The following is a 15762-nucleotide window of genomic DNA, read 5'->3' as shown; positions in this document are numbered from 1 at the left end:
AATATCTGAATTTCAACCCACGGACTTCCAACCGATTTGTAATTGCTGTCAAGTCTTTTATGATCACGCTTCAAATTTTCCAATTTTCCTCTATACACAAAATTTGATTATCGCTCAATCTCATTCTGTAGATATGTGGTGTTACCTAGCAAATTACAGTCTTCTTCTTGAATAATATTTGTGTCTACATCAGAATAAAAAGTTAGTTCAGTAATTTTTGCCTCCTTCTTATTAAGATCTAAAAAACAGTTGTTTATAAATTCCTTCGTGACATTCTGTTCAGCATTGTCTTTGAATTGCTCTTTCAGCAATTTAACAATTGGTAAAAATCCTTTATCAGTAGCAATTTTTATAACATTCTGCCCATTATAGTCTTTTAATCCAATAAGATCTGGGGCTTTCTTTAGCAAATACTCAACTATTGGTAAAAACCCTTTAGAAGCAGCAAGATTTAAGACATGCTTCTCATTGTCTATCAGCGTTGGGTCTTTCTCCAGCAATTTCTGAACAATTAGTAAACGCCCTTCAGCAACAGCATGATGTAAGGCATTCCACCCATAATTGTCTTTTAATTGAATAAGATCCGGGGCTTTCTTTAGCAAATACTCAACAATTGATAAATGGCCTTTAGCAGCAGCAATATGTATGACATGTTGCCCCTTAACCTTTGAGTTAATAAGATTTTGGTCTTTCTCCAGCAATTTTTGAACAATTAGTAAACGCCCTTCAGCAGCAGCATGATGTAAAGCATTCCACCCATCCTTGTCTTGTAATGTCATCAGTTTTGGGTCTTTCTCCAGCAAATATTCAAGAATTGGTAAATGCCCAGCAGCAGCAGCAATATGTATAACATGCTGCCCCTTATAGTTTGCGTTAATAAGATTCTGGTCTTTCTCTAGCAAATACTCAATAATTGATAAATGCCCTCCAGCAACAGCATGATATAAGGCATTCCACCCATTGTTATCTACAAATGTCATCAGTTTTTGGTTTTTCTCCAGCAAATATTCAAGAATTGGTAAATGCCCTGCAGCAGCAGCAATATGTATGGCATTTTGCCCGTTGTTATCTTCTACTCTAATCAGTTTTGGGTGTTGCTTTAGCGATTGCTCAAAAATTAACTCAACAATTGGTAAGAACCCTTTAGCAGCAGCACTATGTAAAGCATTCCATCCATTACTGTCTTTTAATTTAATAAGATCTTGGTTGTGCTTCAGCAATTTCTCAGCACTTGGGAAGTGTCCAGCTTCAACAGCATAGTGTAATGCTGTTTTGTTATTGTTATTGATATCTTGAAGTATCAATATTGATTTATTAAATATATATTCGCATAATTCTTCTATAAAATACCAGTTCCTACATGAAGCTGCATAAAGTGGAGCATTTAAATTATGCAATGGCTTCTGCTTAAGAACTGTGTTTAACACGTTCAATTCGTAAGCTTGTTTTAACAAAAATTTAATACTCTTATTGTCGTTACGCTGTATCGCAACAATAATAGGAGTTTCATGCCTCTCGTTCTCATGGAAAATATTGTTTTTATCTATTTGACTTTCTATTATTATATCCATGCTAACAAGTTGATTCTGGTCATCTGGATTTTGTATTTTAAGTTTTTTTACTAGAGGATCATTTGTTTCATTTTTGTGCTGCTCTTCATATTAATTTTACTTATTAAATTATTAATATAGATTATAATATCTTAACTATTAACTTATTGCAAATTTTATTTTTAGCTCATTCATTTTTTAAGATATTGGTATTATAGGCTTTCGCAGCGATTCCAAATATGAGCTATATTAAATTAGGTTGGATTGGATATGGAAGTATAAATATTTTGTGAGTAGGAGGTTGTGAGTTATATTAAAAAATATAACATCAATAGTCGCAAAAATCATGCAAGAATATCGTTTAGTAATGCAATACAAAAATCTGGAAGGTAGATTTATAAATAATGATGTAATAATCTCTGGTAAAATCATGGCACCAAAAGAAATCGTAGACCTTATGTTAAGTTACTAAAAACCTTCGTGAATTAAAGCAATACAATGCCAATAACGAGTTAAAAATTGTTGATTATAATACTCGGCAAGATCAAAATCTTATTTTTACGAGTAATTTAGCTGAATGCACTGTCGAAAGTCTGATTAATCAAAGATGTAAAGGCAAGCAACATATGAAATGGTCTAGAGAAGGAGTTCAACCAATATTACAAATTCGTGCTTACTCAGCTAGTAACGATTGGCAATTAATCAGATATTTCGGTGATTGCATTAAGCACTTCTTTAAGATTATTTATAACGCCTTTGTGTATTTCGGGCGTTATTTTGTATTGTGCAGCTATTTTTGGGGTATTTGCAGCGCTTGTCTTCATCAATAATTCAAAAGCTTCTACGTTATTTTCATAAATGGCAGTTAAACACGGTGTTATAATGTTATCTTTGTCTATATATAAACCTTTGTTTATATCAATCTTGGCATATAGGTTTATAGACAAGAGTTTTTTTTTAAAACTCCATATGCTGGTTTGATTTAGCTGAATTTATTACAGCGTTTGTATGGAAGTGGCAAGGCGTCTATTGCCACTTAGACTTGGATACTTCTTTGATTCTTGCAACAACGTCAATATTTAGTGTCGCGTGCATGCTAATCAATTTTTGTTTGTAGAATTATATCTAATTTATATTTTTATTCAGCTTTTCTTTTTCTTGCGTAAGGTGAGTTATATAATATAATGTTATCGTAAATTTAATAAGTGAGTGACGTCATATGTACAAAAAAATTTTATTATTATTGGCTATTCTATCTTTTATACCAAACATTTTTGCTGATGATTTAAATCCAAAAACTACACAGAGTAAAAATAAAGTAACACAACATACTGGTCTAGAAATAACATCTCCATGGGCTAGACCATCAATGTCTGCTCAAGGCAATTCTGCAGCATATTTAGTTATAAAGAATAATTCAAATAAAGATTATAAACTTATAAGCGCAGCAGCAACAGATATTGCTAATAATATTGAACTACACAATAGTTTTGTTGATCAAACTGGAGTTAGTAGAATGATAAAGATAGATAATATTGTTATTCCAGCTGGGAGTACTATAACATTAGCACCAGGTAAAATGCATATTATGCTCTTCGGGTTACAAAAAGCGCTAAATGTAGGTGACAAATTTAATTTGCAGTTATTATTTGAAAATGCTGATACACAAACCGTAGAAGTTATTGTTAAATCTGGTAACTAAGCTATTTCTAAAGGCGTTGTTGCAACAATCAAAAAAGTATCCAAGTCTAAGAGCATGTCAGATCAGTAGATATAAGAGGTAATTTTGTTGTCAAAACTTGTCTCCGCTCCGAAACAAACAAGAGTACGCTGCGGTGCTCGTCTTCGTTCTTCCTAAAAATTTCTCTCTTACATGCAGTTTTCGAAGAGGTCTAGTAAAACTTAAAAAATCTATCTTAAGTTTTACTGTCATTTCTCAACTATAGCCTATGATACTATGTAATGACAGTGAATTTGTCTGATCTCACCTTTACGCATAAATATATGCTTACGCAGGTCCGCCATAAAATTCATCTGTCAGAATAAAAGTACTTATCTGCAACCTAAAACTCATTGGATTCTAAGTCCTGAATCTCTCCACCAAGTTTACTATCATGCAACTCAACGTAACTGACTAGATCAGTCACAACATTAGTTGCATCTACGAAATCTATCAACTCTTTTGTTTCTTGGTTAAGAGCACAATGAGTTCTTAACAAATCTAAAAACTTATTAGCTTTCTCGTGGTCTTGAAGCTCCATTTGTTGATAGTAATGTTTTATTAAATCAGGCTTTATACTAGTGAAGTCACCGTATAATTTTTCGGAGTTATAATGCATATAATCAAATAATGCTTTCATTTCTTCTATAGTGCCTTGCTTCATTTGTTCAAAAAATTCAGCCACCTCAACTGAGAAACCTTGATACACAGCTTCTTGCCAATCAGCTACTTGGCGATCATGTTCAAGCCCAGGCATAATTTTATTAATTAATTTATTTATAATATGATCATTCAATCCATAAAAATGGTAACTATCAATTTTCACATCATCTTCTGGATCAAATCCTGGCCCAGACTCAGCAAAAGTAAATACTTCATTAAATATACCTTGAACCTTGGTAGTATACCATTTCCAATTCTCAGGGGCTACTTTGTTTAAAATATCACTAAACCATTTTGTCACTGCAACATCAGATTGTTCGCCAAATACTGACTTTATTTTATAGTATAGGAATTTCAAAAATTTTACCAAAAATATTTTTTTGAAAATTTTAAAATTTTCTTTAAAAATTTGGTTGTTAAATTGTGATATTAGAAATTATTGACACTTGTATAAAAATCTTCTCTTAAAATCTATCTCAAAATAGGCCAATTTTTTAAAATTATATTAACGTGGCGTGAAGCAACGGTTCACCATATGAATATCACCGAGGCGTTCACAATAATTCATTGATCTTCACTAATAACAAGGGTGGAGATAAACCGTAATAAACCTGTCTCAGGCTCATAAATTGATTACAGTTTGGACAAGATAACGGATCTTTTTTAAAGTTTAACCAAATCATTAATCTCCAGTTCAATGACTTGATTTTCTTAGGTATAATTTGGTTTATCGCCTTATATACAATAGGTAGTTGTATTCCTCTAGTTCTGTTAGATAAAAAGCCGTAGTACCTTATTATTCGAAAATAACGATCGGGTATGTGCATAATCAGGCTAGATATAAACTGCAGTACAGGCATTGTGACGTGATCAATCGTGTTATTGTAGTGGTCAAGAAATCTAAACGTTACTTGCAGTCCATCATATTCCTCTATTCTTGCCTCAGAAATAGGAGGTCGTTTTATATATCGCCCTAAATAGTTTATGTTGCGTTTATGATCGTCTGATGGTTTTTGCAAATAAACATACCAACTGATTTCATATAGGCCGATCATCCAGTTGTTAAAATCGCCATCATTTTGATATTTCGACGGTAATTTCAAATTACTTGAGGCGTATTCTGAGCGAAATAACTCAAGAATTCTATGTCTCCACATTTTTTTAATAGGCTCGGCAGGGAAAAATAATTTACGCCAATTACCCTTGCTATCTATACCGCCGCAAGTAACCGATAAATGGATATGAACATTACGTTTTAAATCTCTACCGAAGGTGTGCAGGGCAGTAAATATAGCGACTACAATCTTTTTCTTTGTTGCTATTTCCTTAATAATTCCGGCGGCAACAGCAGAAATTAATCCAAACAGATTGCGATTAAGCCAAAATATTGGCCATAATGAGTCGGGCATTGTAAATGTAATGTGCTGCCAACGTGTCTTTGGTAGAACATTGGTAGCTTTACTTATCCATTGATCTGTTTGCTTCTTACCGCAACGAGAACAAAATCTACCTTTACAACTAAATACTACTGATTTACCGTGATCACATGTAGGGCAGCTATAACTCTTAAATCCTAAATATTTCGTTCCGCACAATATAACTTTAGTAACGTTAAAGATAATACCATACCTCAGCTCGCTATATTTTTCAGTGAAATCGACGCCAATTACCCCGATCAAGAAAAATATGTTTTATAGAGATTCCTTTACCGATTATTTCCATCTTTTACTCTGATTATTTGTAATGACTTGCATATTACCTTTGATAACAGAAGTTGGCAAGAGATGTAAAAAGCTAAGCTGCCACCGATAGGTGGCTTATCTTGTGCACTTGCTGTAATATCAAAAAAATAACCAACTCTTAAAATATTAATAGCATCAGTAATCGTCATCGGTCGGTTAAATATAACACCTTCGACAATATCATCCAAAGTCACCACATCGATTTTATTAAGATTAAGACCACACCGCTCTGATAATTCAAGAATAATTGCCGCAATGCTTGCAGCACCAAATTTATTATTGACCCAATGACCTTTCTCCCATAAATATCCATCACGCCATATATTCATATGTGGCCACGCCGGATAAGGCCTAGCATCCCAGGTCCATAAAAACATTTGCCCGATATATTCCTGCGACTGCCAATATTCAATAAATGCTTTAATTGCTTTACGCTGAATAGAAAAATCGATATCACCAGAAGAATATCTCGGTACTCCGCCATCAACACAATTAGGGTCAAAAAATACATTCGGCTGATTAGTCGCCTTATCTATTGATGGGAAGCCAAATTCAGTAAACCAGATCTGTTTCAACCGAGGCTGCCACTCGGTAAACATGCCATCCGGATTCTGGTGGCGATTTTCCCACCAGTGACGCAGATTTTTCCAGGCATATTCTGGCGCCAGATCATATCGGATTTCATTATCCGTATAATAATCAAACCCTTCTCCTGTTTGCCATCCTGCTACCATATCCTCAAAACTAATATTGGAATTGGTGGTTCTGGTTACTGGAAAGTAAGCATCGATGCCAATAAAATCGATATAGGGCGAAGCCCATAAAGGATCAAGATTATACCATCCTCCCGTAGTGTGATGGTATTCTGACCAATCAGCGGCATAGGTTACTAACACACTACCGACAATGGCTTTAACTCGCTCTGCTAATTTAATGAGCTCAATTACTGCCGGATATTGCCTCACTGTATTTTGCACTTTGGTTAAGCCAATAAGCTCTGAGCCGATAACAAAAGCATCAACATAATCTTTTACTAATTCTGCATAATGTAAGATAAAATTATTATAGCCTTCCTCTTTATTAAAAAACTCAACTATTGCTTCAGCAGTACCGGTTAAGTGACCACGCCACGGCTTATTTTGTATATCGAGAAACACCATCGGATAAAACATTATTTTCAAGTTACGTCTTTTTAATTCCTGTAAATAACGAACTATACTAGCATCATTGACACTACCGCCATATCTGGGATTACCGGCCTCATCTTTAGATATTTCCTTAGCTGTTGAGCGCGAATATCTACCAACTTGCCATTCTTCGGAATATTTTACATACTGATCATTAAACTCAATCGCCGGCTTGATTATACAATCAATAGCATCTGTACTATCGCCAAACCAGCACGCTACCGGTGCTATCCACTCCACATTCTCACATATTATCTGTAGCTGATTCAAGCTATAGACGCTATTGGCAATATTCTTATAATTATGAGAATTAATAATTTTTTTGGCAATATTAGTGCCAATACGCTTATGTTGTACTACCGTGTCATAAACAAATTCTCCGGATCCCGGAATCATTACTATTGATTTCACAATATCTTCAACTGTTGACTGTGCTTGGATATTAGCTTTTCTTATAACTTCAAATGAAAAATTAGGAACGGTACTGCCGAAATCTGCTAATGGTAATTCTTCGAAGATAATATAACTTAAACCCCGAAATGCTGGAGCCTGACCACCAGTGCTAGCAACAATCAAGCTATCCGGTAATTGTTCCTCAGTACCAAGATAGAGTCGACATTTATAATCGCTAAGATTAATTAAGCTATCATTAGCCCATACCCTAATAACATCAGCAATTTTACCTTCACAGATACTAACGGCAAATGACAAATAATACTCACATTCGGTAGTATGATGTAATTCTTTAACTTGATGAAATTGTTTGAAATATTTTTTTTCAGTAGAATTATTGCGCACCTCTTTAATCTGTTGTGCCCAAATAATCTTCCCACCTACCCTTGCAGTACCAAATATTAGTGGTATCACCTCGCCATACATTGCTCTGGATAAAGCAAAGCTATCTTTAACATTTTTAAAACGATGATGCTCTTCTACTTTATGCTGAGATTGCTCCAAATACGTTCCCAGCATGTTCCCAGCAAAACGACCGATAGTTGATAATATTCCACCACCAAAACTACTACCTATAGCTCCGCCTAAGATCGAAAAAATTTTTCCAAACATTATTTACCATTTATGTTATATTAACAAACCATTACTATAACATTAGTTGCATGCTGGACTAAGTATACTGCTCATCTTTCAAGAATTGGTTTTCTAAAATTTCGGATGCAAGTGTACGAAACAAAGGTCACTACGCGGAACTTGAGCACAACTCCCTCGTGAGCGTTGTTCACGGTTTTTAAAAAAATCGTCTGAGCTGAGGAGTGAAACGACGAAGCAATCCAGTTGAAATCAATGTTTTTTAGCTATTTTCTGGATTGCTTCGTCGTTTCACTTCTCAGCTCAGACGGTAGTTGTAGCTTTGTAAGCCGCTGACTTGCGTTCAATCTTAAAAACCTGTGAACGCTTACACTTATGTGAAATAGCTAGAAACAAGTTCGGGATGATGTTGGTTACATTTACCAACTTTTCATTTACTCGGATTATATACTTAATAATATAAATTAAAGAATAAAAATTATGACTAACAGAAAAACTAAACTAGCCATTAAAAAATTATATGGAATACGTGGATCTGTAATCGGAATATTTATGTTAGGAGTTACTGCTGGAATAGGATATGAAGAGATGGTAGGCATAGGTACCTGGCATAATTTTCATCCTAAAACAGACAAATTTAATGTCTGTTTTACTCCACCTTCAGGTTGTGGAGCATTAATTGCTCAGGAAATAGCTAAAGCTAAAGATACTATTTATGTGCAAGCTTATAGCTTTACTTCTCAGCCAATAATATATCAATTAATTGCAGCGATAAATCGTGGAGTAAAGGTGCAAGTATTGCTTGATCGTAGCAATTTAGATGATCGTCATTCTAAAATAACTGAATTACAAAATGCCGGAATTAAAGTCAAGATAGATAAGGTGCCAGGCATTGCTCACAACAAGGTAATAGTCATTGATAAGCGTAAAGTACTTACTGGCAGCTTCAATTTTAGCAAAGCAGCCGATCAGCGTAATGCTGAAAATCTGGTGTTGATCGAAGATGAACAGATTGCTGAAAGCTATCTCAAAAATTGGCTTAACCGCCAAGCACAAAGTTATTAAATATTCTATCTATATGCGGATAATATATGAAGCTACAAGTCATTAAAAATCTTAAATGTTTGTGCTATGTTGGAATTTTTGCATTTTTCACTGGCTGTAGCCATAATCCTAAAACTGGCTGCATTTTTATTGGCCGTTTCCAGCCATTTCATCAAGAACACCTAAAAATATTACAGAATGGTTTAAAGAACTGTCAAAGAACCCTTGTTATTTTAGGTTCAGCCAATGCTCCTCTTAGTTCTAAAAATCCATTTACTGTCCACGAAAGAGAGCAAATGATTCGTATAAATTTAACTGAAAAAGAAAATAAACGAGTTTTTATTGCGCCTGTCAATGACTTTAAAAAAGATCAAGAATGGCTTGAAGCAGTGAAAATCGAGGCCAAAAAATATTTTGGTAATTCATCAATTACTTTACTGGGCTGTTCAAAAGATCAATCTTCATATTACTTGCATTTATTTCCTAATTGGGCTTTAGACCTAACAACGATAGAGAATTCAATTAATGCTACCGATATTAGAGCTGATTTATTTATAAACTGGAACCATTGTCCTCTTGGTTTGCCAGATAAAATTTATCAATGGCTAATGGAGAATGTAACTAACAATGCTTATCGGCTTCGTTACTTATCAAAATAAGTTATAGCAAAGCCAGTTGGATTATGGTACGTCAATTTTGTAAGTCTCAGCTGTGTGCAACAAAAGTAATCTACCTCGCTCTGAAATTATTAACGTACCATAATCCAACTGGCTTTGCTATACATACTATGGCACTGTTAATAAAATAATTTAAAAGTGCCATAACAACTTCAAAACTCGTGAATCAACGCTCACAGATTATTTTACTAATTTCTTAGTCGATAGCCAGTTTTGAATATCCAGGCCATCAACATAATACAAATTGTCATAAAGATTAATATCATCACCACACTAATACCTAAGCTAACATCTGCACTTTCATAAAAACTCCACCTAAAACCGCTGATAAGGTAAACAACAGGATTCAAAAGAGAAATTTTTTGCCAAAATTCCGGAAGCATACTAATAGAGTAAAAACTTCCACCCAAGAAGGTTAGCGGGGCAATGACCAGTAAAGGAATCAGCTGTAATTGCTCAAACCCATCTGCCAAAATACCGATGATAAAGCCAAGCACACTAAAGGTAATACAGGTCATAAGCAGAAAAAATACCATCCACACTGGATGCATAACTTTAATAGGGACAAAAAACCCAGCAGTCAGCAGCACTATCGCACCAATGATCAATGATTTAGTTACAGCAGCACCAACATAACCAATAGCAACCTCAAAAGATGAAAGCGGCGCTGATAAAATTTCATAGATCGTCCCGGTAAAGCGTGGGAAATAGATACCAAAGGATGCATTAGCAATGCTTTGCCCTAATATTGTCAGCATAGTTAATCCAGGAACTATAAATGCACCATAATGCACTCCATCAATATCCTTGATATGCGTGCCGATGGCTGAGCCAAAAACAATAAAATAGAGTATGGTTGAAATAATCGGTGAAGCAATGGTCTGTCCTATGGTACGAAAAGCTCGCACCATTTCAAATTTAAAGATAGCCCAAATGCCGTGGTAATTCATGATTTACCTACTAATTGTATGAATATTTCTTCAAGTGAGCTTTGGCGTGTAGCTAGATCTTTATACTTTATGGCATTTTCTTTTAAGTTATCTAGTAAATTTGCTACCTCATTATCTTCTGTCAATGGATCATAATTGAAAACTAGCTGTTTTCCTTCTTCAGCAAGCTGTACATTAAATTTTGACAATTGTTTCGGAATTCCTGCAAGAGGTTCATGGAGATTTATTATTAACTGCTTCTTACCCAATTTTTTCATTAACGTTGTTTTTTCTTCGGTAATGATCAATTTTCCTTTATTAATTACTCCGATACGGTCTGCTATTTCCTCAGCTTCTTCGATATAGTGAGTGGTAAGAATAATAGTCACGCCAGATTCTCTAAGCACAGACATCTGTGCCCACATAGATTTGCGTAATTCTACATCAACACCAGCTGTAGGCTCATCCAGAAACAGAATATCTGGCTCATGTGACAGTGCCTTGGCAATCATCACTCGCCGTTTCATGCCGCCAGATAACATACGGATCTGCTCATCTTTCTTATCCCAGAGCGATAATTTTTCTAGAAGCTCTTTGATATAAGATGAGTTTGCTGGTTTTCCAAAAAGACCACGACTAAAACTAACCGTGTTCCAGACACTTTCAAATGCATCTGTAGTTAATTCTTGCGGTACTAAGCCTATGTGCGACCTGGCTGCGCGATAATCTTTTATATTATCGTTACCAAATACCTTAATGCTACCAGCAGTAGTTTTTACAATGCCGCATACAGCGCTGATCAGTGTGGTCTTACCCGCACCGTTTGGACCAAGAAGTGCAAATATCTCCCCTGGTTGTATTTCTAGATTAATATCATCTAGCGCTTTAAAACCGTTATTATAAGTTTTTTTCAGTCCACGAATAGAGATAGCTGTCATTATTTTTTAATCAAAGATTTTGTTGAAAGCTGGATCAATTATAAGGCTAATGCATTCGAGAACAAAATAACGAAAAATTGACTGTTTTCAAATTTCCACACAAGAACCTAAAGCAACATTTCTTAATACTGCTATAGCGTCTAGAGATAATATAAACACAGAAAAATGTCTGGTTATTTTATATTTAGATATTAAATCTTCATTAGCGTCGATTATAGGCTCAATAGTTAAGCTTGAAATTTTATGAAGGTTATTATTATCTTGATATAAGCCTACTACTCCTTTTTCTTTTTCACCAATACGCATTAAAAGAATATTAGTACTTTGAGTGCCCAAGCTATTGTCTACCACCATATTATTAGATGGTATTATTGGAACACCACGCCATGTGATGAAGCTTGCACCATGTATATCAACAGTTTTAAGTGCTATATGATTATGCGTACATTTTTTAGCAAATGCAGCTACAGCTTTAGGATTTGCCAAAAAGAAAGAAGGTTTATTCCAAACTAAAGATAATAAATCGTCGAAATTATCAGGGGTTAAGGATTTTAGCTTGGCGTCACATGACATAGCAGCAGAAATATTATGTAATAATCCATATTTTTTATTATTAATAATTTCCCATTCTTCTCTATCTTCTATCTTTCTGGCAGTAGTTTCTAATTGTTCATCTAATTGTTGGCTATAATTCTCATCATTATTTTTTGTATTTAAGGTTATAGTTGCTTGAATTATATCTAATTGATTCTCGGTTGAATTTTCTATAAAATTTGGATAATTGTCTGGATGTGGTGGTTCTGCAAATTCTGTTACGAATGATAGATTTTCATTGGGTTGTTTTATTGTTGTTAATTCTTTTTTTCTTACCTCAACTATTTCCTCTAATTGTTTCTTTAGTTGCGAATCACTTACTATCTTGTCAAAAGCTTCTTTATTTAAGACAATGAGGCTTCCTTTAGTGACAGCCGTAATAGTTGCTTGCCGTGGAATTTCTTTTAAAAGAGCCATTTCACCAAAATAATCACCGCTAGTTAATGAATTTAATATCGTCTCTTTATCATCAATAGTTTTATTAGTTACATTATATTGGCCATTAACAACAATATAGAATGCTTTAGCAATATCACCTTGTTTAACAATTACATCTCCTACTTTGACATTTTTTTGATATACATTCTGTATTATTTCTTTTATTAGTTCTTCCGGCAAAGGTTTAAATAAAGACACACATCTTAGTAAATCTGATAAAAAATAAGAGTCGGCTGCTGTTATGATGTTAGTGTTCTTTGGAATAGTAAGTCGTTGTTGTGGTGTTTTTTTTCAAAATTTATTGAACTAACCTTATAAACACTATTGCCAATATTTATCCAAGGCAACATTTTAAGCAACCAATTTGGAGATGCAAATGGTATTTGTATTAGTATAGGAGGATTTTCAAACATATTAATCGGTTCATTACTTAGCCATTGGTAAAGTTGTTCCTTCTTCTTTTATTAACGACTCATTGATTTTTTTATCAAGATCAACTTGCTTTTGCGAAGAGAGATTAGCAAGAATAATGGCATTAATAAAGAATAGTATAGCTAATATTATAGTTGTTCTTGTCAGAAAGTTAGCCGCAGAACGAGCAGTAACCATTCCCATATTACCTCCACCGCTACCACCGCCAATCCCGCTTAATCCATCAGTTCCGGTTTGTTGTAGTAGAATAACAGCGATCAGTAATACAGCGATTATAACATGAACAAAAAGTAATATACTCATGGTTGTACCAAACTAAAATTAAAATCAGAATTTTTTTGTTAGGCAATGCCTAAATATTTTTTAACATTTGTGATAATACCCCGGAGTCTAGAGCAGCTTTTCCTATCAATACTCCCTGGATATATGGTATGTTTAATATCTGTTGTATATTATTTAAATTTACCGACCCACCATACACCAAATTTATGTTATTTGCAATCTGAGTTTGATGACAAATAGAGTGGAGATGAGTAAAGATTTCTATTAATTGCTCATTCGTAGGGATCATATCAGTACCGATAGACCATATTGGTTCATAAGCAATAATAAACCTCTGTTGAATTAAACTGAGATCAGCTATCGAATTGATTAATTGTGTTGTGAGGAAAGTTTTGTAATCATACTTATCTCTGATAAATAATGATTCACCAATACAAATTATTGGCGTAACTCTATTTTGTATACAGTGACGAACTTTTTGTGCAATTAACTCATTAGTTTCACTAAATATATTTCTACGCTCACTATGCCCAATCACTGCATAATCTATGTTCGAGCTTTTTAGCATCATTGCCGAGAATTCGCCAGTATATGCCCCAGGATCAGCAAAGTGACTTACATTTTGTGCGCAAAATTTTATCGATTCAAACTTATTACTAAGATAAGCAAGATAAGGTGCTGGTGTTGCTATAATTAAATTATGCTGAAGATCTTGAGAGATAATGTCAAAACATATGTCTACTGCTTCAGCTAATGAAAAATGCATTTTCCAATTTGCGATAATAAAAGGTTTCATGATGAGAAATCACTTGCAGATATTGAGAATGCTAATTATTTTAGGTGTTTGTAAAGATAAGTAAATAGGTATTTGTAATTATTATGTTACGTGAAATTAGAAAAATGGCCAATAACATTGGCGTACGTATCTTTTTAGGAGTCGTAGTGTTTGCTTTTATTGGCTTTGGCATAAAAGATGTATTACAAGCTACCAATAATTTTGATTTAGTAACATTCTCCGATGCTAAGAATATTACCGAACAAGCTTTTTTAAAAGCAAAATCTGAGGAAATTGCGATTATACAAAAGCAAAATAATCTTCATTTAACCGATGAAGATATTAAAGAATTGGAAATTGATCAGATTATTCTACAAAGACTAATTAATAGTAGTATCTTCAATCATATTACGCAATATTATGATCTTAATTTGAGCGAAAATACCGTAATCCAGTTTATAAAACAAGCACCAATTTTTAACAATTCATATGGAGAATTTGATATTCAGATTTTTCATTCGGTGATTAGAAATTCTTACCAGAAAGAAGAAGAATACCTGCAACGTCTTAAAGAAGAAATTCTAAAAAGTGCTTTACTGAATGTATTCTCAGATACTTTTCAGGTTCCAGAAATCATGGTAAATAATGTCATTGATTATATGTCTGAAAAAAGAGATGTAGATTTAGTACAAATTGATCTTGATAATACCAACAATAAGCTTATATCCCCAGTACCTACTAGAGATCAGTTGACGCAGTTTTATCATGATCATCAAGATTCATTTGTTTTACCAGAAAGGCGTGATTTATCCTACATTATAGTTCCGAGCAGCATAATCAAACAAAGAATTAAGATTACTAATGAAGAATTAATGAATTTTTACCAAGAGAATATTGATGAATTTGATAATAAAAATTTTGATAAAGCTAGAAAGCAGGTTACAGCTTCGTTAAAGCAGCAGAAATTTGATGAATTACGAATGGAGTTTAATAAGAATCTAGAAGATGATGTCGCTAGCGGTGCTAGCTTAAAAGAAATTGTAGAAAAATATAACCTGTCTTTACAGAATATTGATAATGTAACCTATAATGATGTTATTAATGGAAAAACTGCTTTACTCTCTGAAGTAGCAGCTACTATCTTTGAAATGGCTGTAGAGGAAGTATCTTACCCAATAGAGGTAGGTAGTGACGGAGATTTATTATTAATTGAGATTAATAATATAAACCCTAGTATACTCGAAGCTTTTGAAGTAGTTAGCACAAAAGCAGAAAAGCTATGGCAAGCTCAGCATTTACGTGGGTTAAACTTAGAAAAATTTAATGAACTCGCAGTAAGCTACAATCCTAAAAATATTGATATTCAACAATTAAAACTATTAGGGGTCATAGTAGATCCAAAGTTTTTTATGATTAGAGCTGATTTAGATCATAATAATGCTTTGCCTACTGAACTTAACATGGTTATTTTTCAGACCAAATTGGGCATCAATACCCCAGTATTTATTAAAAATAACAAAGCATATTTTGCTCACATAAAATCAATTAAAACCGATAGTGCAAAAATACGAAATATTAAAAAAAGCAAGGGAGAGAATATTGCAAGCAATATAAAACAAGGAGTTATTGAAGAAATGATTCAATATTTTGGACAAAAGAATAAAATTAAAATTAATAACCATCATTCTATTTTAGGAATTACCGAGAATTAAAATTGCCAGAAACTCCTGTTCTCAAGCAAAAAGGA

The 15762-nt window shown here is 33.8% G+C and carries 15 protein-coding genes; 5 read left to right on the top strand and 10 right to left on the bottom strand.

What is annotated here, in order from left to right; genetic code table 11:
• Positions 1-107 precede the first annotated feature (107 nt).
• Positions 108-1571 carry an ankyrin repeat domain-containing protein gene (locus R2I74_RS03195; RefSeq protein WP_316353937.1) on the bottom strand — a complete coding sequence of 488 codons (1464 nt, stop codon included), beginning with the start codon at positions 1569-1571 and terminating at the stop codon, positions 108-110.
• A gap of 325 nt (positions 1572-1896) precedes the next feature.
• On the opposite strand from R2I74_RS03195, the gene R2I74_RS03190 reads away from it, so the two are divergent.
• Complete coding sequence (locus R2I74_RS03190) at positions 1897-2022, top strand: hypothetical protein (protein WP_316353935.1); 126 nt, start codon at positions 1897-1899, stop codon at positions 2020-2022.
• Positions 2023-2248: 226 nt separating this feature from the next.
• Here the strand turns inward: R2I74_RS03190 and R2I74_RS03185 are convergent, their stop codons facing one another.
• Complete coding sequence (locus R2I74_RS03185; protein WP_316353934.1) at positions 2249-2497, bottom strand: hypothetical protein; 249 nt, start codon at positions 2495-2497, stop codon at positions 2249-2251.
• Positions 2498-2769: 272 nt separating this feature from the next.
• Between R2I74_RS03185 and R2I74_RS03180 the strand changes: the two genes are divergently transcribed.
• Complete coding sequence (locus R2I74_RS03180) at positions 2770-3252, top strand: copper chaperone PCu(A)C (protein ID WP_316353933.1); 483 nt, start codon at positions 2770-2772, stop codon at positions 3250-3252.
• A 361-nt stretch (positions 3253-3613) separates the two neighbouring features.
• Here R2I74_RS03180 and R2I74_RS03175 read toward each other — a convergent pair whose 3' ends face one another.
• The 3 genes from R2I74_RS03175 to R2I74_RS03165 all read right to left on the bottom strand — a co-directional run bounded on the left by R2I74_RS03175 (position 3614) and on the right by R2I74_RS03165 (position 7927).
• Positions 3614-4291, bottom strand: a complete 678-nt coding sequence (locus R2I74_RS03175; protein ID WP_316353931.1) for a hypothetical protein — start codon at positions 4289-4291, stop codon at positions 3614-3616.
• Between the two features lie 196 nt (positions 4292-4487).
• The gene (locus tag R2I74_RS03170; protein WP_316352999.1) at positions 4488-5612 is read right to left on the bottom strand and encodes an IS91 family transposase; all 1125 of its coding nucleotides are present in this window, start codon (positions 5610-5612) and stop codon (positions 4488-4490) included.
• 26 nt (positions 5613-5638) lie between these two features.
• On the bottom strand, positions 5639-7927 hold the full coding sequence (locus R2I74_RS03165; RefSeq protein ID WP_316353930.1) for a baseplate megatron protein TIM-barrel domain-containing protein: 2289 nt from the start codon (positions 7925-7927) through the stop codon (positions 5639-5641).
• Positions 7928-8386: 459 nt separating this feature from the next.
• Between R2I74_RS03165 and R2I74_RS03160 the strand changes: the two genes are divergently transcribed.
• Entirely contained in the window at positions 8387-8971 is a 585-nt protein-coding gene (locus R2I74_RS03160; protein ID WP_394355814.1) for a phospholipase D family nuclease, read from the top strand.
• Between the two features lie 26 nt (positions 8972-8997).
• The gene (locus R2I74_RS03155) at positions 8998-9609 is read left to right on the top strand and encodes an adenylyltransferase/cytidyltransferase family protein (protein WP_316353929.1); all 612 of its coding nucleotides are present in this window, start codon (positions 8998-9000) and stop codon (positions 9607-9609) included.
• A 206-nt stretch (positions 9610-9815) separates the two neighbouring features.
• Here R2I74_RS03155 and R2I74_RS03150 read toward each other — a convergent pair whose 3' ends face one another.
• The 5 genes from R2I74_RS03150 to R2I74_RS03130 all read right to left on the bottom strand — a co-directional run bounded on the left by R2I74_RS03150 (position 9816) and on the right by R2I74_RS03130 (position 14036).
• Positions 9816-10577 (bottom strand): ABC transporter permease, encoded by a 762-nt coding sequence (locus tag R2I74_RS03150; protein WP_316353928.1) that lies wholly within the window; start codon positions 10575-10577, stop codon positions 9816-9818.
• A complete protein-coding gene (locus tag R2I74_RS03145; protein ID WP_316353926.1) occupies positions 10574-11494 on the bottom strand; it encodes an ABC transporter ATP-binding protein in 921 nt (306 codons plus the stop codon). The genes R2I74_RS03150 and R2I74_RS03145 overlap by 4 nt, the downstream gene beginning before the upstream one ends.
• Before the next feature lie 87 nt (positions 11495-11581).
• Positions 11582-12724: a cyclic nucleotide-binding domain-containing protein gene (locus R2I74_RS03140; protein ID WP_316353924.1), complete on the bottom strand. Its 1143-nt coding sequence runs from the start codon at positions 12722-12724 to the stop codon at positions 11582-11584.
• 228 nt (positions 12725-12952) lie between these two features.
• A complete protein-coding gene (gene secG / locus R2I74_RS03135) occupies positions 12953-13261 on the bottom strand; it encodes a preprotein translocase subunit SecG (RefSeq protein ID WP_316353923.1) in 309 nt (102 codons plus the stop codon).
• Positions 13262-13310: 49 nt separating this feature from the next.
• Positions 13311-14036 carry a triose-phosphate isomerase gene (locus R2I74_RS03130; RefSeq protein ID WP_316353922.1) on the bottom strand — a complete coding sequence of 242 codons (726 nt, stop codon included), beginning with the start codon at positions 14034-14036 and terminating at the stop codon, positions 13311-13313.
• An 83-nt stretch (positions 14037-14119) separates the two neighbouring features.
• Between R2I74_RS03130 and R2I74_RS03125 the strand changes: the two genes are divergently transcribed.
• Positions 14120-15727: a peptidylprolyl isomerase gene (locus R2I74_RS03125; protein WP_316353918.1), complete on the top strand. Its 1608-nt coding sequence runs from the start codon at positions 14120-14122 to the stop codon at positions 15725-15727.
• Positions 15728-15762 lie beyond the last annotated feature (35 nt).

Source organism: Candidatus Trichorickettsia mobilis (assembly GCF_963422225.1).
GTDB classification, from domain to species: domain Bacteria; phylum Pseudomonadota; class Alphaproteobacteria; order Rickettsiales; family Rickettsiaceae; genus Trichorickettsia; species Trichorickettsia mobilis_B.
The sequence above is the reverse complement of the archived record's forward strand: the minus strand, read 5'-3'. Positions and strand labels throughout refer to the sequence as shown.

Coding starts and splice junctions, on each gene's coding strand:
- R2I74_RS03155 (WP_316353929.1), top strand. CDS start 8,998: ATGAAGCTACAAGTCATTAAAAATCTTAAATGTTTGTGCTATGTTGGA.
- R2I74_RS03190 (WP_316353935.1), top strand. CDS start 1,897: ATGCAAGAATATCGTTTAGTAATGCAATACAAAAATCTGGAAGGTAGA.
- secG (WP_316353923.1), bottom strand. CDS start 13,261: ATGAGTATATTACTTTTTGTTCATGTTATAATCGCTGTATTACTGATC.
- R2I74_RS03130 (WP_316353922.1), bottom strand. CDS start 14,036: ATGAAACCTTTTATTATCGCAAATTGGAAAATGCATTTTTCATTAGCT.
- R2I74_RS03165 (WP_316353930.1), bottom strand. CDS start 7,927: ATGTTTGGAAAAATTTTTTCGATCTTAGGCGGAGCTATAGGTAGTAGT.
- R2I74_RS03150 (WP_316353928.1), bottom strand. CDS start 10,577: ATGAATTACCACGGCATTTGGGCTATCTTTAAATTTGAAATGGTGCGA.
- R2I74_RS03180 (WP_316353933.1), top strand. CDS start 2,770: ATGTACAAAAAAATTTTATTATTATTGGCTATTCTATCTTTTATACCA.
- R2I74_RS03145 (WP_316353926.1), bottom strand. CDS start 11,494: ATGACAGCTATCTCTATTCGTGGACTGAAAAAAACTTATAATAACGGT.
- R2I74_RS03160 (WP_394355814.1), top strand. CDS start 8,387: ATGACTAACAGAAAAACTAAACTAGCCATTAAAAAATTATATGGAATA.
- R2I74_RS03195 (WP_316353937.1), bottom strand. CDS start 1,571: ATGGATATAATAATAGAAAGTCAAATAGATAAAAACAATATTTTCCAT.
- R2I74_RS03125 (WP_316353918.1), top strand. CDS start 14,120: ATGTTACGTGAAATTAGAAAAATGGCCAATAACATTGGCGTACGTATC.